Genomic DNA, 16,791 nt, shown 5'->3' with positions numbered 1-16,791 from the left:
CTTTTTCCTTCATCATCACCAATTTCATACTTACATTGATTGCGAAACAAACTTCAGCATGTCATCTGCAGCAGAGACCACTTTCGCATTCATCTCATACGCACGTTGAGTGGTGATCATGTCGACCATCTCTTCTACTACTTGTACGTTTGACCCTTCCAGTGCACCTTGCTTGATAATGCCGGCGCCATCAGCTCCTGCAATCAGCTCATCAGCTGGACCGCTGGCTTCCGTTTCACGGAATAAGTTGCCACCCATGGCCTCTAAGCCGGCTGGATTGATGAATTTTGCAAGTGTAATTTGACCAAGCTGCTGAGGTGTTGGATCGTCTGCTGTTGTTGTAGTCACTGTGCCATCAACACCCACAGAGAAAGAGACCGCATTGTCTGGGATCTGGATTTGAGGCTCTAAAGGCAGGCCCTGACTGTTCACCATTAAGCCTTCTGAGTTTCGATGGAACTGACCATTACGTGTATACATGATCTGTCCGTCCGAGTTTTCTATTTGGAAGAAACCCTGACCCATTACAGCAAGATCCAACTCTTGCGTTGTGTTTTGGGTATTACCTTGCGTGAACACTTTTTGTGTGCCAACAACGCGAACACCGCTACCTAGCTGAATACCACTTGGTAGTTCGTTAACTTGGTCTACTTGTGCGCCTGGTTGACGCTGAATGCTGTAGAAAAGATCTTCAAATACAACTCGGTCACGCTTAAAGCCAACCGTGTTTACGTTTGCTAGGTTGTTAGAAATGGCAGTCATCTTCGTGTCTTGCGCTGCCATGCCTGTCTTACTTACCCATAATGCTGAATGCATTTTTTACTCCTTGCGGGGCGAGACTTAGCTCGCCGCCATTAATTTGTTACCAGCTTTTGCTAGAGTTTCCGCCGTTTTCATCATGCGAACTTGCATTTCAAAGTTGCGCGTCAGCGACATCACACTAACCAATTCATCAATAGCAGATACGTTACTGCCCTCAATGTGCTCAGGAGAGAGTTGCACGGTTTCATCTGCCGCGAATGGCACGCCATCTACGCTGTGCAGCAAGCTATCGCTCTCTTTTTGCAGTTGATTAATTTCCGGTTTAACCAACTTCAAAGTGCCTGCCACAATTTCTGCGCCGCCACCTGGTGGGATCACTGAGACTTGACCACGCTCGCTGATTTCAATCTTTTGATAATCCGGCACAACCAAAGGACCATTGTCACCGAGGACAGGGAACCCATTGATTGTTAGAGCGCCAAAAGTATCGACCTGAATATTGCCTGCACGGGTGTAAGCTTCGTTACCCGCTGGGGTTTCTACAGAGAGATACCCCTCACCCATAACCGCAACGTCCAACGGACGTCCTGTTTTCACAATATCGCCAGCGTCGAAACGTGTTGAGGCAGAGTTGGTCACAACCATAGTGCGACCATCAAAACCTGGGCCTTGCATCTCTACACTACGCACACGCTCCATATCCGCTCGAAAACCCGCAGTATCAGCATTTGATAAGTTGTTTGAACGAACGTGCTGCGCTTTAAGAACTCGGCTGGCACCCGACGTTGCCGTAAATAACAAACTATCCATGCAAAACTCCCATTACACCGCGTTAAACAAAGCTTGAGTAAGCTTGTCGCTGGTAGAAATTGTCTTTGCGTTTGCTTGGTAGTTGCGTTGTGCAGTCATTAGAGCAACAAGCTCGCTGGTTAAGTCAACGTTAGAACCTTCTAATGCACCCGGAGTTAGGTCACCCATCGTACCTGAACCCGGAACACCCATAATTGGAGCACCTGAGCTAAAGCTTTGAGTCCATGATGTTCCACTCACTTTCGCTAAGCCTTGTGTGTTTGCAAAATCAGCAAGAACAACCTGACCTTGTAGCTGTGATTGGCCGTTAGTGTAAGTCGCGTAAACCATGCCGTTACCTTCAACGCGTACACCTGCAAGTTCACCTGATGTGTAACCGTTAGGACTATTAGTACTTACGCCAAAAGCTGCACCAAATTGCGTGCTGCCTTTCAGGTTAATGTCTACACTCATCGCGTTCGCGCCTGCTGCAGGGAATGAAACATTAAACGGTGCAGTCGGTGTTGAAAGCGAGCCATCTTTACCAAACGTTACAGGCACAGTTGCTACTGGCGTCGTACCGCCATCTACTTGAACGTTCACTTCCCACGAGTTAGAAGCAGTCTTAGTAAAGTACTGAGTTACCGTGTGCGAGTTACCCAATGAGTCGTAGACTTTTGTTGTGTAAGACGAGTTAAATGAGCTTGGATCTTTTGGATTGAATGGCGTTACGGCTTTATCAATAACAGACGCGCTTGCGTCGAAGTTCGCAACAAAATCTAAGCTGTCTGTTGCTTTAGCATTCAGTGAGGAAGTCGATACCTGAATATTACCCACAGAACCTGTCATTAGGTTGTTGTTGCTATCGACACTGTAACCTTGAAGCTTTGCACCGCTGTTAGCCGTAACAAAGTTGTTCTTATCCGTTGAGAACACACCTGAACGTGTGTACAACATTTGGCCCATATTATCTTTAGTAACAAAAAAGCCACCGCCATTAATAGCTAGGTCCATCGCACGGCCAGTTCCTGTGATACTGCCGTCTTTGTCGAAGTTCTGTGAAATTGACGCGACTTCCACACCACCAGGTTGCATGCCGTTATATACAGCGGAGAATTCTGTGCGGCCACCTTTAAAACCATACGTTGATGCGTTGGCAATGTTGTGGCTGATTGTGTTTAGCTCTGTGTTGGTCGCGTCCAGACCACTTAGTGCGATGTTAAAACTCATAAATAGACCTCTGATTTCCGTATTTGGTTAAGCACCAAACTGAGTGATTTGATAGAAAGGAACGTTGCCAACGCCATGGACATTGACTAATGCTGCGCCACCGGTATTAGGAATGCGCACTTGCTCAACAGTGCCTGCCATCAGCACATTTGGACTTGCTTGCCCTTCTTGCACTTCTACGGCCACTGAGTATTTGCCTGGTTTAAGACCAAGTTCTTCAGGATTAATTGAAAAGTCGACGTCACCTTTGCCGTGAGCACCTAGTGGCACTTTAGTTGATTGACCAAATTCATCTTTAACAACTAACGTGACTTGGTTTGAGCTATGAGCGAGTTCGATTTTTCCGTTTTGTACGTCTTCACCAAGCTGAAATTCATCCGCATTGACGTAAACCGTTTGCCCAACAAGGCCCGCTGTTGACAGCACTTGCATGTTGTCCAGTAACACCATGCTCTGTTGCATTGTCTTAGACATATTCTCGGTACTTTGTACCTGCGAGAACTGAGCCAATTGACCAACGTATTCCGTACCATCAAGGGGATTAAGTGGGTCTTGGTTTTGAATTTGAGCCACCATCAAAGAAATAAACTCATTCTCCAATGAAGAAGCACTGTTCATGTCTTTAGGGTTTGGTGAGATACCGTTGCTGTCTTTTGCTTTTGTATTTACTGGAGCGTCAGACGATAAAGGGGTGTATTGTGCAATACTCATTAGCTACCCTGCCCTAATCTAAGCAGACCTTGCTGCATACTTTTTACATTGGCTAATACTTCAACATTCGTTTCGAAGCTGCGTGTTGCGGACATCATGTCTGCCATTTCAGCAACTACATCAATATCTGGGTAAAACACATAGCCTTCATCATTAGCCAGTGGGTTGTTCGGCTCAAAACGCTTCTCTGCATCTCCAGCATTTTTAACAACGTCAACAATGCGAACTTCTGCATTGGGATAAGCTCCATTTTCTGTTGTCATTTGCGTTTTTTGGTACACAGTCGCAAATACTGGCTTAAGCGCTTTATAAGCATCTTCTGGATTTGCAGATACTGCATCTGCGTTTGCTAAGTTACTGGCTACCGTATTCAGACGCACAGTTTGTGCTGTCATCGCGGAACCAGTGATCGAGTAAATATCAGTGAATGACATAATTAACGTCCCTCAATCGCTTTCGCTAAGCCATTAAATTTCATGTTGAGAAACGTCAGGCTAGTTTGAAAGTCCATGTTGTTTTGCGTGAATTTTGCTTGTTCAACACCAAGCTCTACGGTGTTGCCATTTTTGCTATTCTGGTAAGGCACCGAGTATTGGGCCTGAACCTGGAACTTTGGCACCGGTTTGTTCACACCACCTGCCGTTACTTGGTTCATTACGGTGGTGAAACTTAGGTCTTTCGCCAAATACCCAGGGGTGTCAACATTTGCTAGGTTACTGGCGAGGACTTTGGTACGCTGAACGCGAAAATTAAGTGCCTCTGGATGTACTCCTAAAGCATTTTCAAATGTGATCGCCATGCATCTTCCTTACAGTTGGCTCGAATACGCCAACATATAAACAAGATACGTGCCATAAAAAATAGCCATATATATCAATGATTTACAAACAAGGATGGAAGCCAAACTTCCGGTTCTCGGAAAGCATTAAAAACAAGAGGAAAGTGTCTACTTCCTCAACAATAATGCTGACGTTACTCGCTTTGACATCAGAACAAGCATTCGCCAACACCAATGACAAAACCCTAAGCGTTGAAGAGATAAGGTCCGTTGTAGCAACGGATTTCGAACAAGAGGTGGATCGCGTAGCGCTCTCCAATCAGTGGGGGAAGTACAAACTGGACTTCGACATGTGGGTGCCCGGTTCCGCCAATCACTTGCCAGAATGTCAATCGCCTTTAGTTATCACAGGTCGTGACAACAACACGTTGCCAGTCGGTAACCTCAAGCGCTCAGTCAGCTGCGACAATATCGCATCACCATGGCGAATTAACGTTACGATAAAGTCTTCGCTGACTCTGCCTGTTTTGGTCGCGACAACCACGGTTGGCCGAAATGAAGTCGTAACGGCTAAACACATAAAGCTTGAAACCCGAACCATCTCTCGCCAAGACGATTTTTATACTCGCCCCGAGCAAGCAGTAGGCTTAGAAACCTCTCGTCGTTTGAGGGCTGGACAAGTGGTTAATCCATCCAATTTGTCGGCCCCACCTCTAATCGAGAAAGGCAATGAAGTCATAGTCATTGCGAGCAAAAATGGATTTAGTGCCAGCACAAAAGGAGTCGCCTTAGAAGATGGAGCGAAAGGGCAACAAATTGACGTGGAAAACCCAAGTTCGGGCAAGGTCATAAGAGCAGTCGTAACTGGATTAAACCAGGTTCATACTCAATTTTGATTTTTTGACTCGGGGTAACATTTTTTAATTTTGGCTCTCGTCAGTAACACTGAACTTCGAGTACAAAAAAAATATTTAATGTTTATCACATTCTAACCGCCTACTTAATTTAGAACATGATGATGAGGACCACAGCATGAAAATCGACAAAGTCGCGGGCGGTCATGTCCCACAAACAAAATTACAGCAAGCAAGCAAACAGCCTGTCGACGTCGTCGAACAGAGCAAAGTACACGAGCCTGCATTTCAAGCGAATACCGTAGCGATAGATCGCGCTCAAGCTGAAATGGCATCACTACCTGATGTTGATATGGAAAAAGTAGAACAAGTACGCAACGCATTAGCGCGTGGTGAACTTAGCCTAGATACAAAAGTGCTATCCAAGGCAATCATGCAGTTCCATACAGGTCACGAGTAATAAAACGCTAGGAAGACATCATGGCAAGCGCAGTATCGCAGCGAATTCAACAATTTGTTCGCTCTATATCTGAGGATATTAAGCTTTATCAACAACTGCTTCCTTTGCTTCAGCAGCAAAAGGTATTGTACTTAAAGTTTGATGGAGAGGCACTGAACGACAATGTTCAGAAACAAATGCCGATACTCAATAAACTCAGCCGCTCCGCCAATGACAGAAGCCAGTGTATGCGAGCGCTGGGGTTAGCGTGTAATGACGCCAGCGTAAAACGAATTTTCAATGCTTTGCCTGCCCAAATAGGTATGCAAGCTAGAAAACAATGGGCGCTATTGGAAACGTTGGTAAGTCAGTGCCAACAATACAATCAGAGCAATGGCCACAGCTCTGCGGCGTTCCATGAGTTGGTCAGTCAACTCAAACAACCTGTGCAACACACTTATGAAGATAAATCGTTCTAAACGATGTTCGTCTTGCCTACAGATTCAGTCGCCATCTCGGCTGAGTACTGTAGGCCTTTTTATTTTTATTGCCTTTCTGTCCTACCTTCCAATCACATGCCAGGCAAAACCAAATGCTGTCGATATTCAAACGCAGTATCAAGTATTAGCACCATACAAACCACAAATTGCCAAGCGTCTCGATTCATCCAAACCGGTAATTAACCACATTTTCAAACAGCTTCAAAACCACTCATTACCAAATAGCCTAGCCTTAGTGCCAATGTTAGAATCTTCTTACAACCCCAAAGCCGTTTCTCACGCTAACGCCGCCGGACTTTGGCAATTGATACCAACCACAGCGAAACGATTCGGATTAACGATAAATACAAAACAAGACGATCGCTTTGACACAGAAGCCAGCACAACGGCCGCGCTCAAGTACCTGGCGTTTTTATACAACAAATTCGATCAAAATATGGCTCTCACTTTAGCTGCATACAATGCCGGAGAAGGACGTGTTGCACGTGCTATTCAGCGAGCAGGAAGTCGAGATTTCCAACAACTCACGCTGCCTAACGAGACTCGCCAATATGTCAGCCGCTTCTATGCATTGGAAAAGTTGATAGATATCGGTCAGTTACAATCCTCATCATTTCAACCTTTACTCTTGTTTGCTCCAGACACTCCTATGATTTCACAACCGCTGGTCGACTTTAGCCGACTGCCTCCGCTAGTTAATTTGTGATAAAAGCTACGACAGAGCTCAATGTCAGAGAAACGTAAAATTACAAGATCCTGTTCGGCGAATTTGAAAACTCGTGATCTCTATGCAAACGTGTGCAAAAAAGTTGAGGTAAGGTATCTCAAAGATAAGAAAGAGTAGTGGTTTACCAAAAAAGCGCCCCAATTGCGCTTGGCAATTGGGTAGATATGCGTCACATTGCGTTTGCAAAAAACATGAAAACCAATGGTCAGACCTAATAATTATTTACACACTAAATGTAAAACAGCTATTGTTTTCATAGTTCGAAACAAATCTAACATATCAAGATGACGCTTCGCTTGCGCGTCTGGAATAAGTCCGGGTTCCGGGGGGGAGTCCGGACTTTTTTATTGCTCTAAAATCTTTGCCCACAATAGAGCCAACAGAAGCTAAGTCGTAATGATGCAAACTAGCTGTTTATAGTAATTCTTTAGAAATCAACTGAAGTAAAAACGTTTCGCGCTCAATGCTCATGCCTTTTTTCGGGCTTTCTGCCATCGTTTTTTCATTGTGTGCAATTGCTTCGTGTATGTTCATCCATACCGGGCGCATTCCATTTTTAACTTCGTAATCTTCATACGCCGTTTCGCCTAGCTCACGTTCGATTTTACATGTATAACAATACGACACCATGTGCATCACGTCAGCGTCATCCTTGTACCACGGACGAAACTCCTCAAAGATTCCGAAAGGCTTAATACCATGTATATTTTGGGCGCCCGTTTCTTCCTCTAATTCACGGACTAATCCAGCAATGACATCTTCACCATCATCAATACCACCGCCTGGTAGCGTGTAGTCATGGTAACGTTCTGTATAGAGCAACAGCACATCTTCACCATCAAGTACAATGGCTCGCGCTGCATTGCGCTGAAAAACAATTTTGTCATCCAAATGCTCTATGTCTGGATGAACGGTCGATTTTAAATGTCTCATCGAAAATACCACGGTCAATGTTTTGTGCGCATATTACCGAATTTCACACTTTAAATCATTGTTGTAGACCAGGTACGTTCGAGCGCTTGTCAGGAAGTGATTGATATGACCTTCACAACAATACGCCTAGAACAGAAGTGTGACGTGCTAATCAGCAATAAATGAGAATATCTAAATTCTTATACGTCCCTCTTACTTTTAACATCGATAAGACAATAATCTCTTAAAGTTGCCTATAATCAATACAATACTCGCCCACCCCATGCGGAGATAAAGAATGAAAAAGACAAATTTAATGATGGCTATGGCTGCAACATTGGTACTGGCTGGTTGTTCAACTTACGAGGGAGCGACCCGATCAACTGAGTATACCTCCGTTGCAAATCCCGCAGCCGTATACTGTGTTCAGCAAGGTGGTGAGCTGGATACCGTGTCGGAAAACGGCGAACGTGTCACTTACTGTGTGCTGTCGGACAATGAACGCGTCGAGCAATGGGAATACTATCGCGAGAATCACAAAGAAAATGAGGGTGACAACTACTAATTATTTTTATCGATACGTCACCTTCCCTCTATCACTTAGGAGCCTTTGGGCTCCTTTTTTATTTGATTTATCAAAGTGTTCTTACGTTGTTTTTACATATCTCTGACTTTACCGCACATCGACCCTATATCGAACAGTGTTCTATTCTTGACATTCCCCTGACATAACTTTCCACTTGGACAATAAAATTCCAAACACAGATCACACTAATTCACATTTCTTCCACATTTTCTGGGACAGGTGAGCAAGATGAAAACACAAATAGTAAAAGAAGCCGAGTCAGCCCCAAGCAACGTTGTTACTGAAAAATCAAAGCGCATTATTTATAAATCGAGTTTAAACGCCTTGATGATTGTCGCTATAAGTATTCTCGTTAACCTTAGTCTTCGTCTTGATTATGTCGTGTTGGGATCAAGCCTTGGCGAGCTTTCCGTTACAGAAACGCTCCAGCTTGTGATGCTTGCTATTGCATCATGGTCGTTTTTCAGCTTATCGAAACAACAGCCTCAGCTAAAGCATGCGGCTATTTTGATTGCAGGATTTTTTGCAGTACTGATTATTCGCGAAACGGACTATTGGACAGACATGATTCATCATGGCTCTTGGGTTTTCCCAGCACTTGCTGTCACCGCACTGGCTTGCGCCAAAGCTTACCAAGGTGGTAAAGGTACCATGAACGAAATGGCGACCATTTTAACGGTGCCACATATGAAGCTATTAGTTGGTGCTGTAATGCTATTATTAGTCTTCTCTCGTTTGTATGGTATGGGTAGTTTTTGGCAACAAGTGATGGACGAAAATTACATCCGTGATGTTAAAAATATCTCAGAAGAAGGTATAGAACTGCTTTGCTACTGTTTGATCGCATTAAGCGCCGTCCGCACAAAACGCGAGCTTAATGAATAGACTCTGGGTCAAAGAGACGGTTCAATGCCGTCAGTATCGGATGGAAGATACTTAATGCCTTTTCCGCAGCACCTACAGATTCATCCAAGGCCGTCATTTCGACGGCCTTTTTCATTTCTTCAATATGTTGCAAAGCCTCTTTATCGAGCGGTAAAGAGAGCAATTTGTGAATAGCATCTCTTGCGATCATAAGTGGCTTTTTTCGGACAATTGATAAATCTCGGAAAAATGCGCCATGCTTGATCCCTTCTAAATAAACTCGGTAGGTTGTGAGTTCATCGAGTAGCAAGAATGTCTCCGCCATAAGCCCTTTATGTGGGTATGGCACGCTAATATGTTTGCTGATATCCAGTGGAATATTGAGAGTCACCCCCATGGATTCGCAATCGGATTTAAGTACTCGTAATACGCCTTGCTCATCCATCAAATTCTGGATATCAATGATTCGTTCGAGGTGGTAGTCATTAGACAGCAAGATAACCTCAACCGGATGCCCCGACCATAACTCGAACAACCCACTTTTGCACAAAACTTGGGAAACATAACGCATGTTTTGAAACGTGTTCAACGACTCCGTTTCTAAGAGTATATGACGTTCAGGGAACGGATTCACAGAGTCTGCGTTTAGGGTTCTAAAATACGCGTACATCGCCTCTGCTTCAGAAACACTTTGTCCTTGCGTTACTCCGCCACAAAAAATAATCGCCGTTCGCTCTGTCGGTAGTGATGCAGTCCTACAAGACAAAGCTTCGACTCTTGTTATGCCCTCAGAGGTCAACCTGTTATTGACGAGGCGTTTACCTAAAACGATGACGATGTTGTCTAACTTCATTTTAAAATCTCGCGCTTAGTTGGCAGTGTTACAAAAATCTTCTTTCACTCCCGACCCACAAGCTTTAACATCTAGTTAACAACACTGTTCTAGAGACCTTTATAAAGGTTCACTGCTAAAGGAAGTCAATTATGCTGTCGATTTTCGATATATTTAAAATTGGTGTCGGGCCATCCAGCTCCCACACTAATGGTCCTATGCTTGCCGGATTCCATTTCACTCAGCTAGTTAGCGACTCTATGGCGAAAGTGCATCGGGTGCAAGTGGACCTTTATGGCTCATTGTCACTGACAGGTAGAGGGCACCATACAGACCGAGCCACGGTCCTTGGTTTGATGGGAAATAAACCTGATACCATCAAAATGAGCAGTGCCAAAAGTGCGCTACAAAATACCATAGACAATAATACGCTCATGCTCGCCGGTACACACCAGATTGAGTTTAGCTACGACCATGACATCGTCTTTCATAGCGACAACCTTCCCCTGCATGAAAATGGCATGACGATTACGGCATTAGACGCTGCTGGAGATCAAGTAGCGTTTGAAATTTATTACTCCATTGGGGGCGGATTCATCGCCACCGCCGACGAACTAGAGAACGGCACGCAACAAGATGAGGTCGCAGTACCATTTCCGTTTACATCCGCAGATGAGATGCTGGAAAAAGCCGAGACGAACGGTTTCAGCTTGGGAGGCATGATCCTCCAAAACGAACTCGCCTTTCGCTCAGACGAAGAAATTAACCAAAGAGCAGAGCAAATTTGGAAAGTGATGTCGCTCTGCATGCAACGTGGCTTCGATACGGAAGGGATTTTGGAAGGTGGTCTAAATGTCACTCGTCGAGCACCAAACCTTTTGAAAAAGCTCGAAGCCAACGCAGCAGTTGAAAACGATCCGATGGAGATCATGGATTGGATCAATCTCTTCGCCTTTGCGGTTAGTGAAGAAAATGCAGCAGGAGGGCAAGTCGTTACTTCTCCAACGAATGGCGCAGCAGGGGTGATTCCGGCGGTATTGATGTACTACCATCGCTTCATCAAAGAGCTCGATGTTAAACAGCTAAAAGACTTTCTCGCAGTCGCCGGCGCTATCGGCATCTTATATAAAACTAACGCGTCAATTTCTGGTGCAGAAGTGGGGTGTCAGGGAGAAGTTGGGGTTTCTTCATCCATGGCTGCCGCTGGCTTAACAGCGCTAAGAGGGGGCAGTAACGAGCAGATTTGTATTGCTGCGGAAATTGCGATGGAGCATTCATTGGGTATGACTTGTGACCCGATTGGCGGCTTGGTTCAAGTACCTTGTATTGAAAGAAATGCCATGGGAGCAATGAAAGCGATTAATGCATCGCGTATGGCATTAAAGCGCACAAGTAAATGCTTAATTTCGTTAGATAAAGTTATCGAAACCATGTATCAGACTGGTAAAGATATGAATAAAAAATACCGTGAAACCTCTTTGGGGGGCTTAGCTGTCATTCATATGGCACCGCCATGCGAATAATGGCAAGTGGTCATTGCGCTTAGCTTCTCACCATACGCTTATCTGGTAATTGTGATCTGATGATATTACATATAGAAATGCCGCGTTCTTCGCGGCATTTTCTTAACAAGAAACTATTCGATTAATCACGTCGACCACGAAGTTCAATTTTTTGAGTTGCAGCATCCGAATGGATTGTTACACCGCCATAGGCCATTTCATTGCGACCCTTCAGCGTCAATTGAGAATCTGCACGCTCTACGTCAACCTGATTTTTCGTTGCCATCGTCATATCAATCGTGCCCGTGTATGACCCATCGCCAGCAAATGCTACGTTTGTTGAGCAAATCATCAAAACAAGTGCGATTAGTTTTTTCATACATCACCTCTATTATCGTTCTAACTTTCTTTCGGTGGAAAAACTGTAACAACAGAAACGCGCTCATACGAGGAAAGCCATTATTTACCAAATGGAAATCCATGCTAATAAACTGGTGTAACCAAGAATAACTTATCGTTACCTTCAATAAATCAGGGATAAGGCAGCAACTTAAATTGACCGAGCGTTGTCTTTTCTTAAGAAATTCAGCGATATGATTTGTCGACAAAAGCCAAGCGAGACAATGTATGAGCGTTAATCTGGATATTCAAAATATTTTGGTATTAAAACGGATGTATGAGTTACGTAACGTCCGGTTAGTCGCAGAATCACTCGGTAAAACGTCAGGAGCAATCAGCAAAAATCTGACAAAGATGAAAACTCAGCTCAATGATCCGCTATTCGTTCAGACCAAAAATGGCTTTGAACCAACAGCTTTTGTGGAAGCGAACATTGCGCATTTTGAGCAAATAATCAACAGTATTGATTCCATCAAACCACAGCATTTTTCACCAGCTCATTTTGACGGTTCAATCACTATTTATGCCAACACATTGTTTTGGGAGTACTTTGGTGACAAGTTTTACTTGGAGTTACTAAAGCACGCCCCAAACGCAAAATTCTCATGTTTGCGCTGGGGTAGCGAAGCAAAAAAACGATTAATTGACGGTGAAAACGCCATTGCGATTCATTACTTTGATGAAGATCTGCCACAGTCAATTGTTCAGACCGAACTAGGGCGAGGAAAAGCGGTATTTTTTGTTCGACAAGATCATCCCGCTCAAAACTCCCAAGAACTAGAAGAATACCCTTTTATACTTTTTAAAACGCCGGGATGGAACGACTACCGATACCCAGTGTTGGAAAGGCTCAAACATATGGGTTTTAGAACCACACCTAAAGTGGAAATTGAGCATCCAGCGATGATTCAAAAAGTGCTTCTGCAAACGAATCATTTTGGCATAACGATGAGTGGACATGTTCCTAAGGGTTGCCGGAGTATCGCGCTTCCTGCTGGGCTAGAGCTTGATGTTCGCTACGTGATGAGCTGTCGTCGCTCTCAACAGCAAGCTCCGGTAAATCAGTGGTTATTAGATGTCATTAAGCATGTCGCTCAGTCCTAGACTGATGACTTGCTACTGCTAATAATAGCCAAACCACACATGCGCTCTACTTACTCGCTGAACGAACATTAAAGACTCTGTATTAACCATTGAGCAAAGGTGTTTACGTGTGATTTTTCGGATACTCGAACCACCATATAATGTGCACCAGAACTTGGCATATGCCAATTTCCAGCCTGGACTAATACGCCCTGTTGCAGCTCATCCTCAACAAGAAAGTCTCTTACCAGCAACACGCCAAGTTGATTAATCGCAGCATGAATAGCAAGCAATGAGTGTTCAAACTCGGCGACGACTTTGCTCACCTTCCCTTGGTAACCTTGGTGTGAAAGCCACTCTTGCCAAGATTCATGATAACCGCTAGTACAGATTTTAGGCGCTTTAGCTAACTGCGAGAGGTCATTTATCGGGTTTAAATGCATAAAGCCGGGGCTTGCGACAACAATCCAGTTTTCTTGGGTTAATCGTATGGCTTCTTGCTCTTGCCAATCTCCATCTCCGTTAATAATTTCGATATCCGCAATCGCACTGGCGTTTGGAACCGTATTAGCAGTGGTCGAGATTTTAAAGGAAATGTCTGGGAATTGTCGCTGAAAATCAGCCAACCTTGGCATTAACCACTGAGAGCAAAAGCTGTGAGCGACATGTAAGTTAACTTGCGTATTCTTGGGACGAGTAAATAAATGCTGCGTCGTGGTCGATAATGTTTGGAGCACATGATTAACCACAGGCCAGTATTCTTGTGCTGAGCAGGTCAGCGTAAGGTGCGTGCCCTTGCGCTCGAATAACGTCGCATTGAGCTGTGACTCTAGCGATTTCACCTGTTGGCTTACGGCCGCACGAGTCACATTTAGCTCCTCTGCGGCTTTTGTAAAACTCTGTAGTCGCGCCGTGGCTTCAAAAGCTCGGAGCAAATTGAGCGGCGGTAAACTTTGCATATCATTCTCCCAGACATTTAGCTGTCATGCTATGAACTGGTGATGACAAATTGATGAAGGTGCTGAGTTTACGTATGTTGAGCATATGTCAAAGCGTCCCGATATAACTATGTTTCTACACAACTACTTAGTTTGTTAAGCGGGATCAAAAAAGCCAGCGTGATACACGCTGGCTTTTGGAACTTTATCTTAAGCAGGAATTATTCTGCTTTTTCAGTTGTTTGGTATTCAAACGCAGGAACAACCACTTCAACACGACGGTTCATTTGACGACCTTGACGTGTCTCGTTGCTTGCCACTGGGTTAGCTTCACCCATGCCTTTCACTGTCATACGCTCAGCCGCAATACCTTTTGCTTGGAACTCGTCAGCAACGGCTTTCGCACGTTTTTCTGTGAGTTGCTTGTTGTAAGCAGCAGAACCTGTCGTATCGCTGTAACCCGTGATCTCAACTTGAGCTTGTGGGTAAGTATTCATCAAATCAACGGTACCAGAAAGGTTCGACGCGTCTTTCACTTCTGCACTTTCTAAGTCGAATTGTACTGTCGCTGTTGTTTGAGCAGGGTAAACGTGATCTACAATGCGTGTTGCAGGACGTGCTTCTACCGCCTCTTCAACGGCTTTTTCTTGAACGACTGGCTCAGAACCAAACTTGTAGTTGAAACCGATACCGAAGAAATCTGAATCCATGTCTTCAATTACATCATCAGACATATCTTGGTAGCGTTGGTATTCAGCACGTAGGCTCCAGTTGTAGTTGATTTGGTATTCAGCACCCAGAGAGCCAGTTGGTACGAAATCTTTCTCGTCACCAGCCATCATGTATGCAGCACCAACTTTCGCGAATAGATTCCAAGAATCCGTTAGTGGTAGGTTAAATTTAGGAGCAAGCGTCAATGCCCAAAGATCACCATCAACGGTGTTTAGGCCAGGCTTTTTGAAGTTTGCAGTGAAGTCACCAAGGTAATCAACACCATACTCTGCCGCAACGTACTTGTTGAAGCTGTAGCCTAAGTGCATAGATGCTGCAAAACTGTCGTCGTCACAAGGTTCGTTTAGGTAACACGCATCGTTTAGAGAGTTGTAACCTACTTTACCGCCCATGTAAGTGTCAGCAAGTGCAACGTTTGAGATCACACCACCAGCAAGTACAGTAGCCACTGCTATAGCGATTTTTTTCATTATTCTTTTCCTTTTTCTTGTACACAAAGCAACACATCGCGGCAGCATACTGCCGTAAAATATGAAGCCGTAACTTTCTCTTTTCTTCGAATAGAAATAGCTAAATAGCGTAGGAAAGAATCAAAAATGATATTCAAACGCCAATGACGTAAAACGGAAAAAGGTAACCTCAAGACCATCTATTCATGAGCTTCATCCGCATACCCAACCGAAAAATAAAGTTCGTTGCGTTGGTTTAGCCATAGTCAATTCGTTGCGGAGAATATCACAAAGAAGCCAACTTTCTGTGACACAAATCACCATAAAAAGCCACTTTCTCAAATTTAAGAATCATCATTTAAGCTTGTGAATGGCAACAAATTTTTACAGGGGAGCGTGGAGCTGGAGAGCACAAAAAAACAGCTCATTTAAATGAGCTGTTTTCGAAATAATGAAAAAGCGTTAACTCGTCGAGCTAAATTTTATCCGCTACGGTTAACGTTGCAGCTAATACATCTTGCCCAAACAAGACACTACGCTCAGGAGACCAACCATAAAGTGGATCTGGGTGATTGTTGTTATCTTTAAATGGCATTTCGATTGTGTAAGACAAGCATTTGAACTGCTCTGCAACCCAATTTGAACCGACCGTCAAATTCGCTTTACCAGGCTCATCTTTATCGTAACCAATCTCATCTTGGAACTCTGGCGTAATAGTCAGTAACGCTTGCTTAAATGATGTCTCTAAAGCGGCAAGATTTTCATCGTAAGAAGGAATACCTTCTGAGCCAGCGACGAAGTTATACGGAATCGCTTCATCGCCATGAATATCTAAAAACATGTCAACACCCGTTTCCAGCATGCGCTGACGCACAAGGTAGACTTCTGGGCTCTTTTCCATTGATGGCGTTTGCCATTCACGATTTAGGTTTACACCTACTGCGTTGGTACGCAAGTGACCGCGAATACCACCGTCTGGGTTCATGTTTGGTACGACGTAAAGCACCGCTTTTTCAAGCAATGCACGCGCAACCGTGTCGTTTTCATCTAACAGACGTTGGATCATACCTTCCATGAACCATTCTGCCATCGTCTCACCTGGGTGCTGACGTGCAATCATCCAGATTTTCTTTTTACCTTCTTCTGGCTCACCGAAAGTAAGCAAGCTCATGTCGTTGCCGTCTAATGTGTGGCCTAGTGTTTCAAGTTGGCAGTGGTGCGCGCTTTGTGCCATGTGTAACAAGTCTAAATGACGATCGTACGTGTATGGCGCAAAGTACGCGAAGTAAATTGAGCTGCGCTCAGGGATTACAGTGAAAGTCAGCGTGTCGCCATCGAACTCTGCCGGTACTCGGAACCATTCTTCACGATCGTAAGACGCAACCACATCGTAACCTTGCCATCCTTCTGGATAAGCCGATTTAGCCAAATCAAGCAATTTGATGGTGTGTGATTGCTCGGCTTCTGTCTCAAGACGGAAGTGGAACCACTGGTAGAATTCCGACATATTGTCGTTAGGAATTTTGAGTTGGATGTCGTTTTTGTCGTCCGCTTTCACTACGTGAATGCTGCCGCTATCGAAGTTGCTGAATACTTTCATTTTATGACTCACCTTTTAAATCTGAGCTTGAAAGACAGAGGCTAACACAAGGCTTCATCGCGCCCCAATGACTTTCACTGCAAACTGTCTCGTTTGTGGCTAAA

The 16,791-nt window shown here is 44.4% G+C and carries 20 protein-coding genes; 8 read left to right on the top strand and 12 right to left on the bottom strand.

The window, feature by feature from the left end; all coding sequences use genetic code 11:
• Positions 1-30: 30 nt before the first annotated feature.
• From flgG to flgB, 6 genes are read right to left on the bottom strand one after another with little or no spacing between them, the layout of a single operon-like run.
• A complete protein-coding gene (gene flgG, locus R7O13_RS00630) occupies positions 31-816 on the bottom strand; it encodes a flagellar basal-body rod protein FlgG (RefSeq protein WP_005374008.1) in 786 nt (261 codons plus the stop codon).
• Between the two features lie 24 nt (positions 817-840).
• On the bottom strand, positions 841-1,572 hold the full coding sequence (flgF, locus tag R7O13_RS00625; RefSeq protein WP_005374009.1) for a flagellar basal-body rod protein FlgF: 732 nt from the start codon (positions 1,570-1,572) through the stop codon (positions 841-843).
• 12 nt (positions 1,573-1,584) lie between these two features.
• The gene (gene flgE / locus R7O13_RS00620; protein ID WP_017635110.1) at positions 1,585-2,781 is read right to left on the bottom strand and encodes a flagellar hook protein FlgE; all 1,197 of its coding nucleotides are present in this window, start codon (positions 2,779-2,781) and stop codon (positions 1,585-1,587) included.
• Between the two features lie 27 nt (positions 2,782-2,808).
• Positions 2,809-3,492 (bottom strand): flagellar hook assembly protein FlgD, encoded by a 684-nt coding sequence (flgD, locus tag R7O13_RS00615; RefSeq protein WP_005384410.1) that lies wholly within the window; start codon positions 3,490-3,492, stop codon positions 2,809-2,811.
• Positions 3,492-3,926: a flagellar basal body rod protein FlgC gene (gene flgC / locus R7O13_RS00610; RefSeq protein ID WP_005374012.1), complete on the bottom strand. Its 435-nt coding sequence runs from the start codon at positions 3,924-3,926 to the stop codon at positions 3,492-3,494. Before flgC ends, flgD begins: the two co-directional genes overlap by 1 nt.
• 2 nt (positions 3,927-3,928) lie before the next feature.
• Entirely contained in the window at positions 3,929-4,291 is a 363-nt protein-coding gene (flgB, locus tag R7O13_RS00605; protein ID WP_005374013.1) for a flagellar basal body rod protein FlgB, read from the bottom strand.
• A 77-nt stretch (positions 4,292-4,368) separates the two neighbouring features.
• Between flgB and flgA the strand changes: the two genes are divergently transcribed.
• The 4 genes from flgA to R7O13_RS00585 all read left to right on the top strand — a co-directional run bounded on the left by flgA (position 4,369) and on the right by R7O13_RS00585 (position 6,769).
• Complete coding sequence (flgA, locus tag R7O13_RS00600) at positions 4,369-5,166, top strand: flagellar basal body P-ring formation chaperone FlgA (RefSeq protein WP_064369423.1); 798 nt, start codon at positions 4,369-4,371, stop codon at positions 5,164-5,166.
• 136 nt (positions 5,167-5,302) lie between these two features.
• Positions 5,303-5,584 (top strand): flagellar biosynthesis anti-sigma factor FlgM, encoded by a 282-nt coding sequence (flgM, locus tag R7O13_RS00595; RefSeq protein WP_005374016.1) that lies wholly within the window; start codon positions 5,303-5,305, stop codon positions 5,582-5,584.
• A gap of 20 nt (positions 5,585-5,604) precedes the next feature.
• Entirely contained in the window at positions 5,605-6,042 is a 438-nt protein-coding gene (flgN, locus tag R7O13_RS00590) for a flagellar export chaperone FlgN (protein ID WP_005374018.1), read from the top strand.
• Positions 6,023-6,769 carry a lytic transglycosylase domain-containing protein gene (locus R7O13_RS00585; RefSeq protein WP_136976309.1) on the top strand — a complete coding sequence of 249 codons (747 nt, stop codon included), beginning with the start codon at positions 6,023-6,025 and terminating at the stop codon, positions 6,767-6,769. The genes flgN and R7O13_RS00585 overlap by 20 nt, the downstream gene beginning before the upstream one ends.
• A 435-nt stretch (positions 6,770-7,204) precedes the next feature.
• On the opposite strand, the gene R7O13_RS00580 is transcribed toward R7O13_RS00585, so the two are convergent.
• Positions 7,205-7,723, bottom strand: a complete 519-nt coding sequence (locus tag R7O13_RS00580; RefSeq protein ID WP_005374021.1) for an NUDIX hydrolase — start codon at positions 7,721-7,723, stop codon at positions 7,205-7,207.
• Between the two features lie 277 nt (positions 7,724-8,000).
• On the opposite strand from R7O13_RS00580, the gene R7O13_RS00575 reads away from it, so the two are divergent.
• Together R7O13_RS00575 and R7O13_RS00570 are read left to right on the top strand one after the other, a co-directional pair.
• Positions 8,001-8,267, top strand: coding sequence for a DUF333 domain-containing protein (locus R7O13_RS00575; protein ID WP_005374023.1), 267 nt, complete (start codon positions 8,001-8,003; stop codon positions 8,265-8,267).
• Positions 8,268-8,516: 249 nt separating this feature from the next.
• Entirely contained in the window at positions 8,517-9,173 is a 657-nt protein-coding gene (locus R7O13_RS00570; RefSeq protein WP_005374025.1) for a hypothetical protein, read from the top strand.
• Here the strand turns inward: R7O13_RS00570 and R7O13_RS00565 are convergent.
• On the bottom strand, positions 9,163-10,005 hold the full coding sequence (locus R7O13_RS00565) for a YdcF family protein (protein WP_213895810.1): 843 nt from the start codon (positions 10,003-10,005) through the stop codon (positions 9,163-9,165). The genes R7O13_RS00570 and R7O13_RS00565 overlap by 11 nt on opposite strands.
• Before the next feature lie 131 nt (positions 10,006-10,136).
• Between R7O13_RS00565 and R7O13_RS00560 the strand changes: the two genes are divergently transcribed.
• A complete protein-coding gene (locus tag R7O13_RS00560; protein ID WP_017819764.1) occupies positions 10,137-11,507 on the top strand; it encodes an L-serine ammonia-lyase in 1,371 nt (456 codons plus the stop codon).
• Positions 11,508-11,628: 121 nt separating this feature from the next.
• On the opposite strand, the gene R7O13_RS00555 is transcribed toward R7O13_RS00560, so the two are convergent.
• Positions 11,629-11,865 carry a hypothetical protein gene (locus tag R7O13_RS00555; protein ID WP_017819763.1) on the bottom strand — a complete coding sequence of 79 codons (237 nt, stop codon included), beginning with the start codon at positions 11,863-11,865 and terminating at the stop codon, positions 11,629-11,631.
• A 248-nt stretch (positions 11,866-12,113) separates the two neighbouring features.
• On the opposite strand from R7O13_RS00555, the gene R7O13_RS00550 reads away from it, so the two are divergent.
• The gene (locus R7O13_RS00550) at positions 12,114-12,989 is read left to right on the top strand and encodes a LysR family transcriptional regulator (protein ID WP_005384388.1); all 876 of its coding nucleotides are present in this window, start codon (positions 12,114-12,116) and stop codon (positions 12,987-12,989) included.
• A 68-nt stretch (positions 12,990-13,057) separates the two neighbouring features.
• On the opposite strand, the gene R7O13_RS00545 is transcribed toward R7O13_RS00550, so the two are convergent.
• The 3 genes from R7O13_RS00545 to R7O13_RS00535 form a co-directional block, all read right to left on the bottom strand.
• Complete coding sequence (locus tag R7O13_RS00545; RefSeq protein ID WP_213893576.1) at positions 13,058-13,927, bottom strand: LysR substrate-binding domain-containing protein; 870 nt, start codon at positions 13,925-13,927, stop codon at positions 13,058-13,060.
• A gap of 200 nt (positions 13,928-14,127) precedes the next feature.
• A complete protein-coding gene (locus R7O13_RS00540; protein WP_104980396.1) occupies positions 14,128-15,108 on the bottom strand; it encodes an OmpA family protein in 981 nt (326 codons plus the stop codon).
• Positions 15,109-15,562: 454 nt separating this feature from the next.
• Positions 15,563-16,687 (bottom strand): M14-type cytosolic carboxypeptidase, encoded by a 1,125-nt coding sequence (locus tag R7O13_RS00535; protein ID WP_017819760.1) that lies wholly within the window; start codon positions 16,685-16,687, stop codon positions 15,563-15,565.
• Positions 16,688-16,791: the final 104 nt, after the last annotated feature.

Source organism: Vibrio sp. Y176 (genome assembly GCF_033438945.1).
The sequence above is the reverse complement of the archived record's forward strand: the minus strand, read 5'-3'. Positions and strand labels throughout refer to the sequence as shown.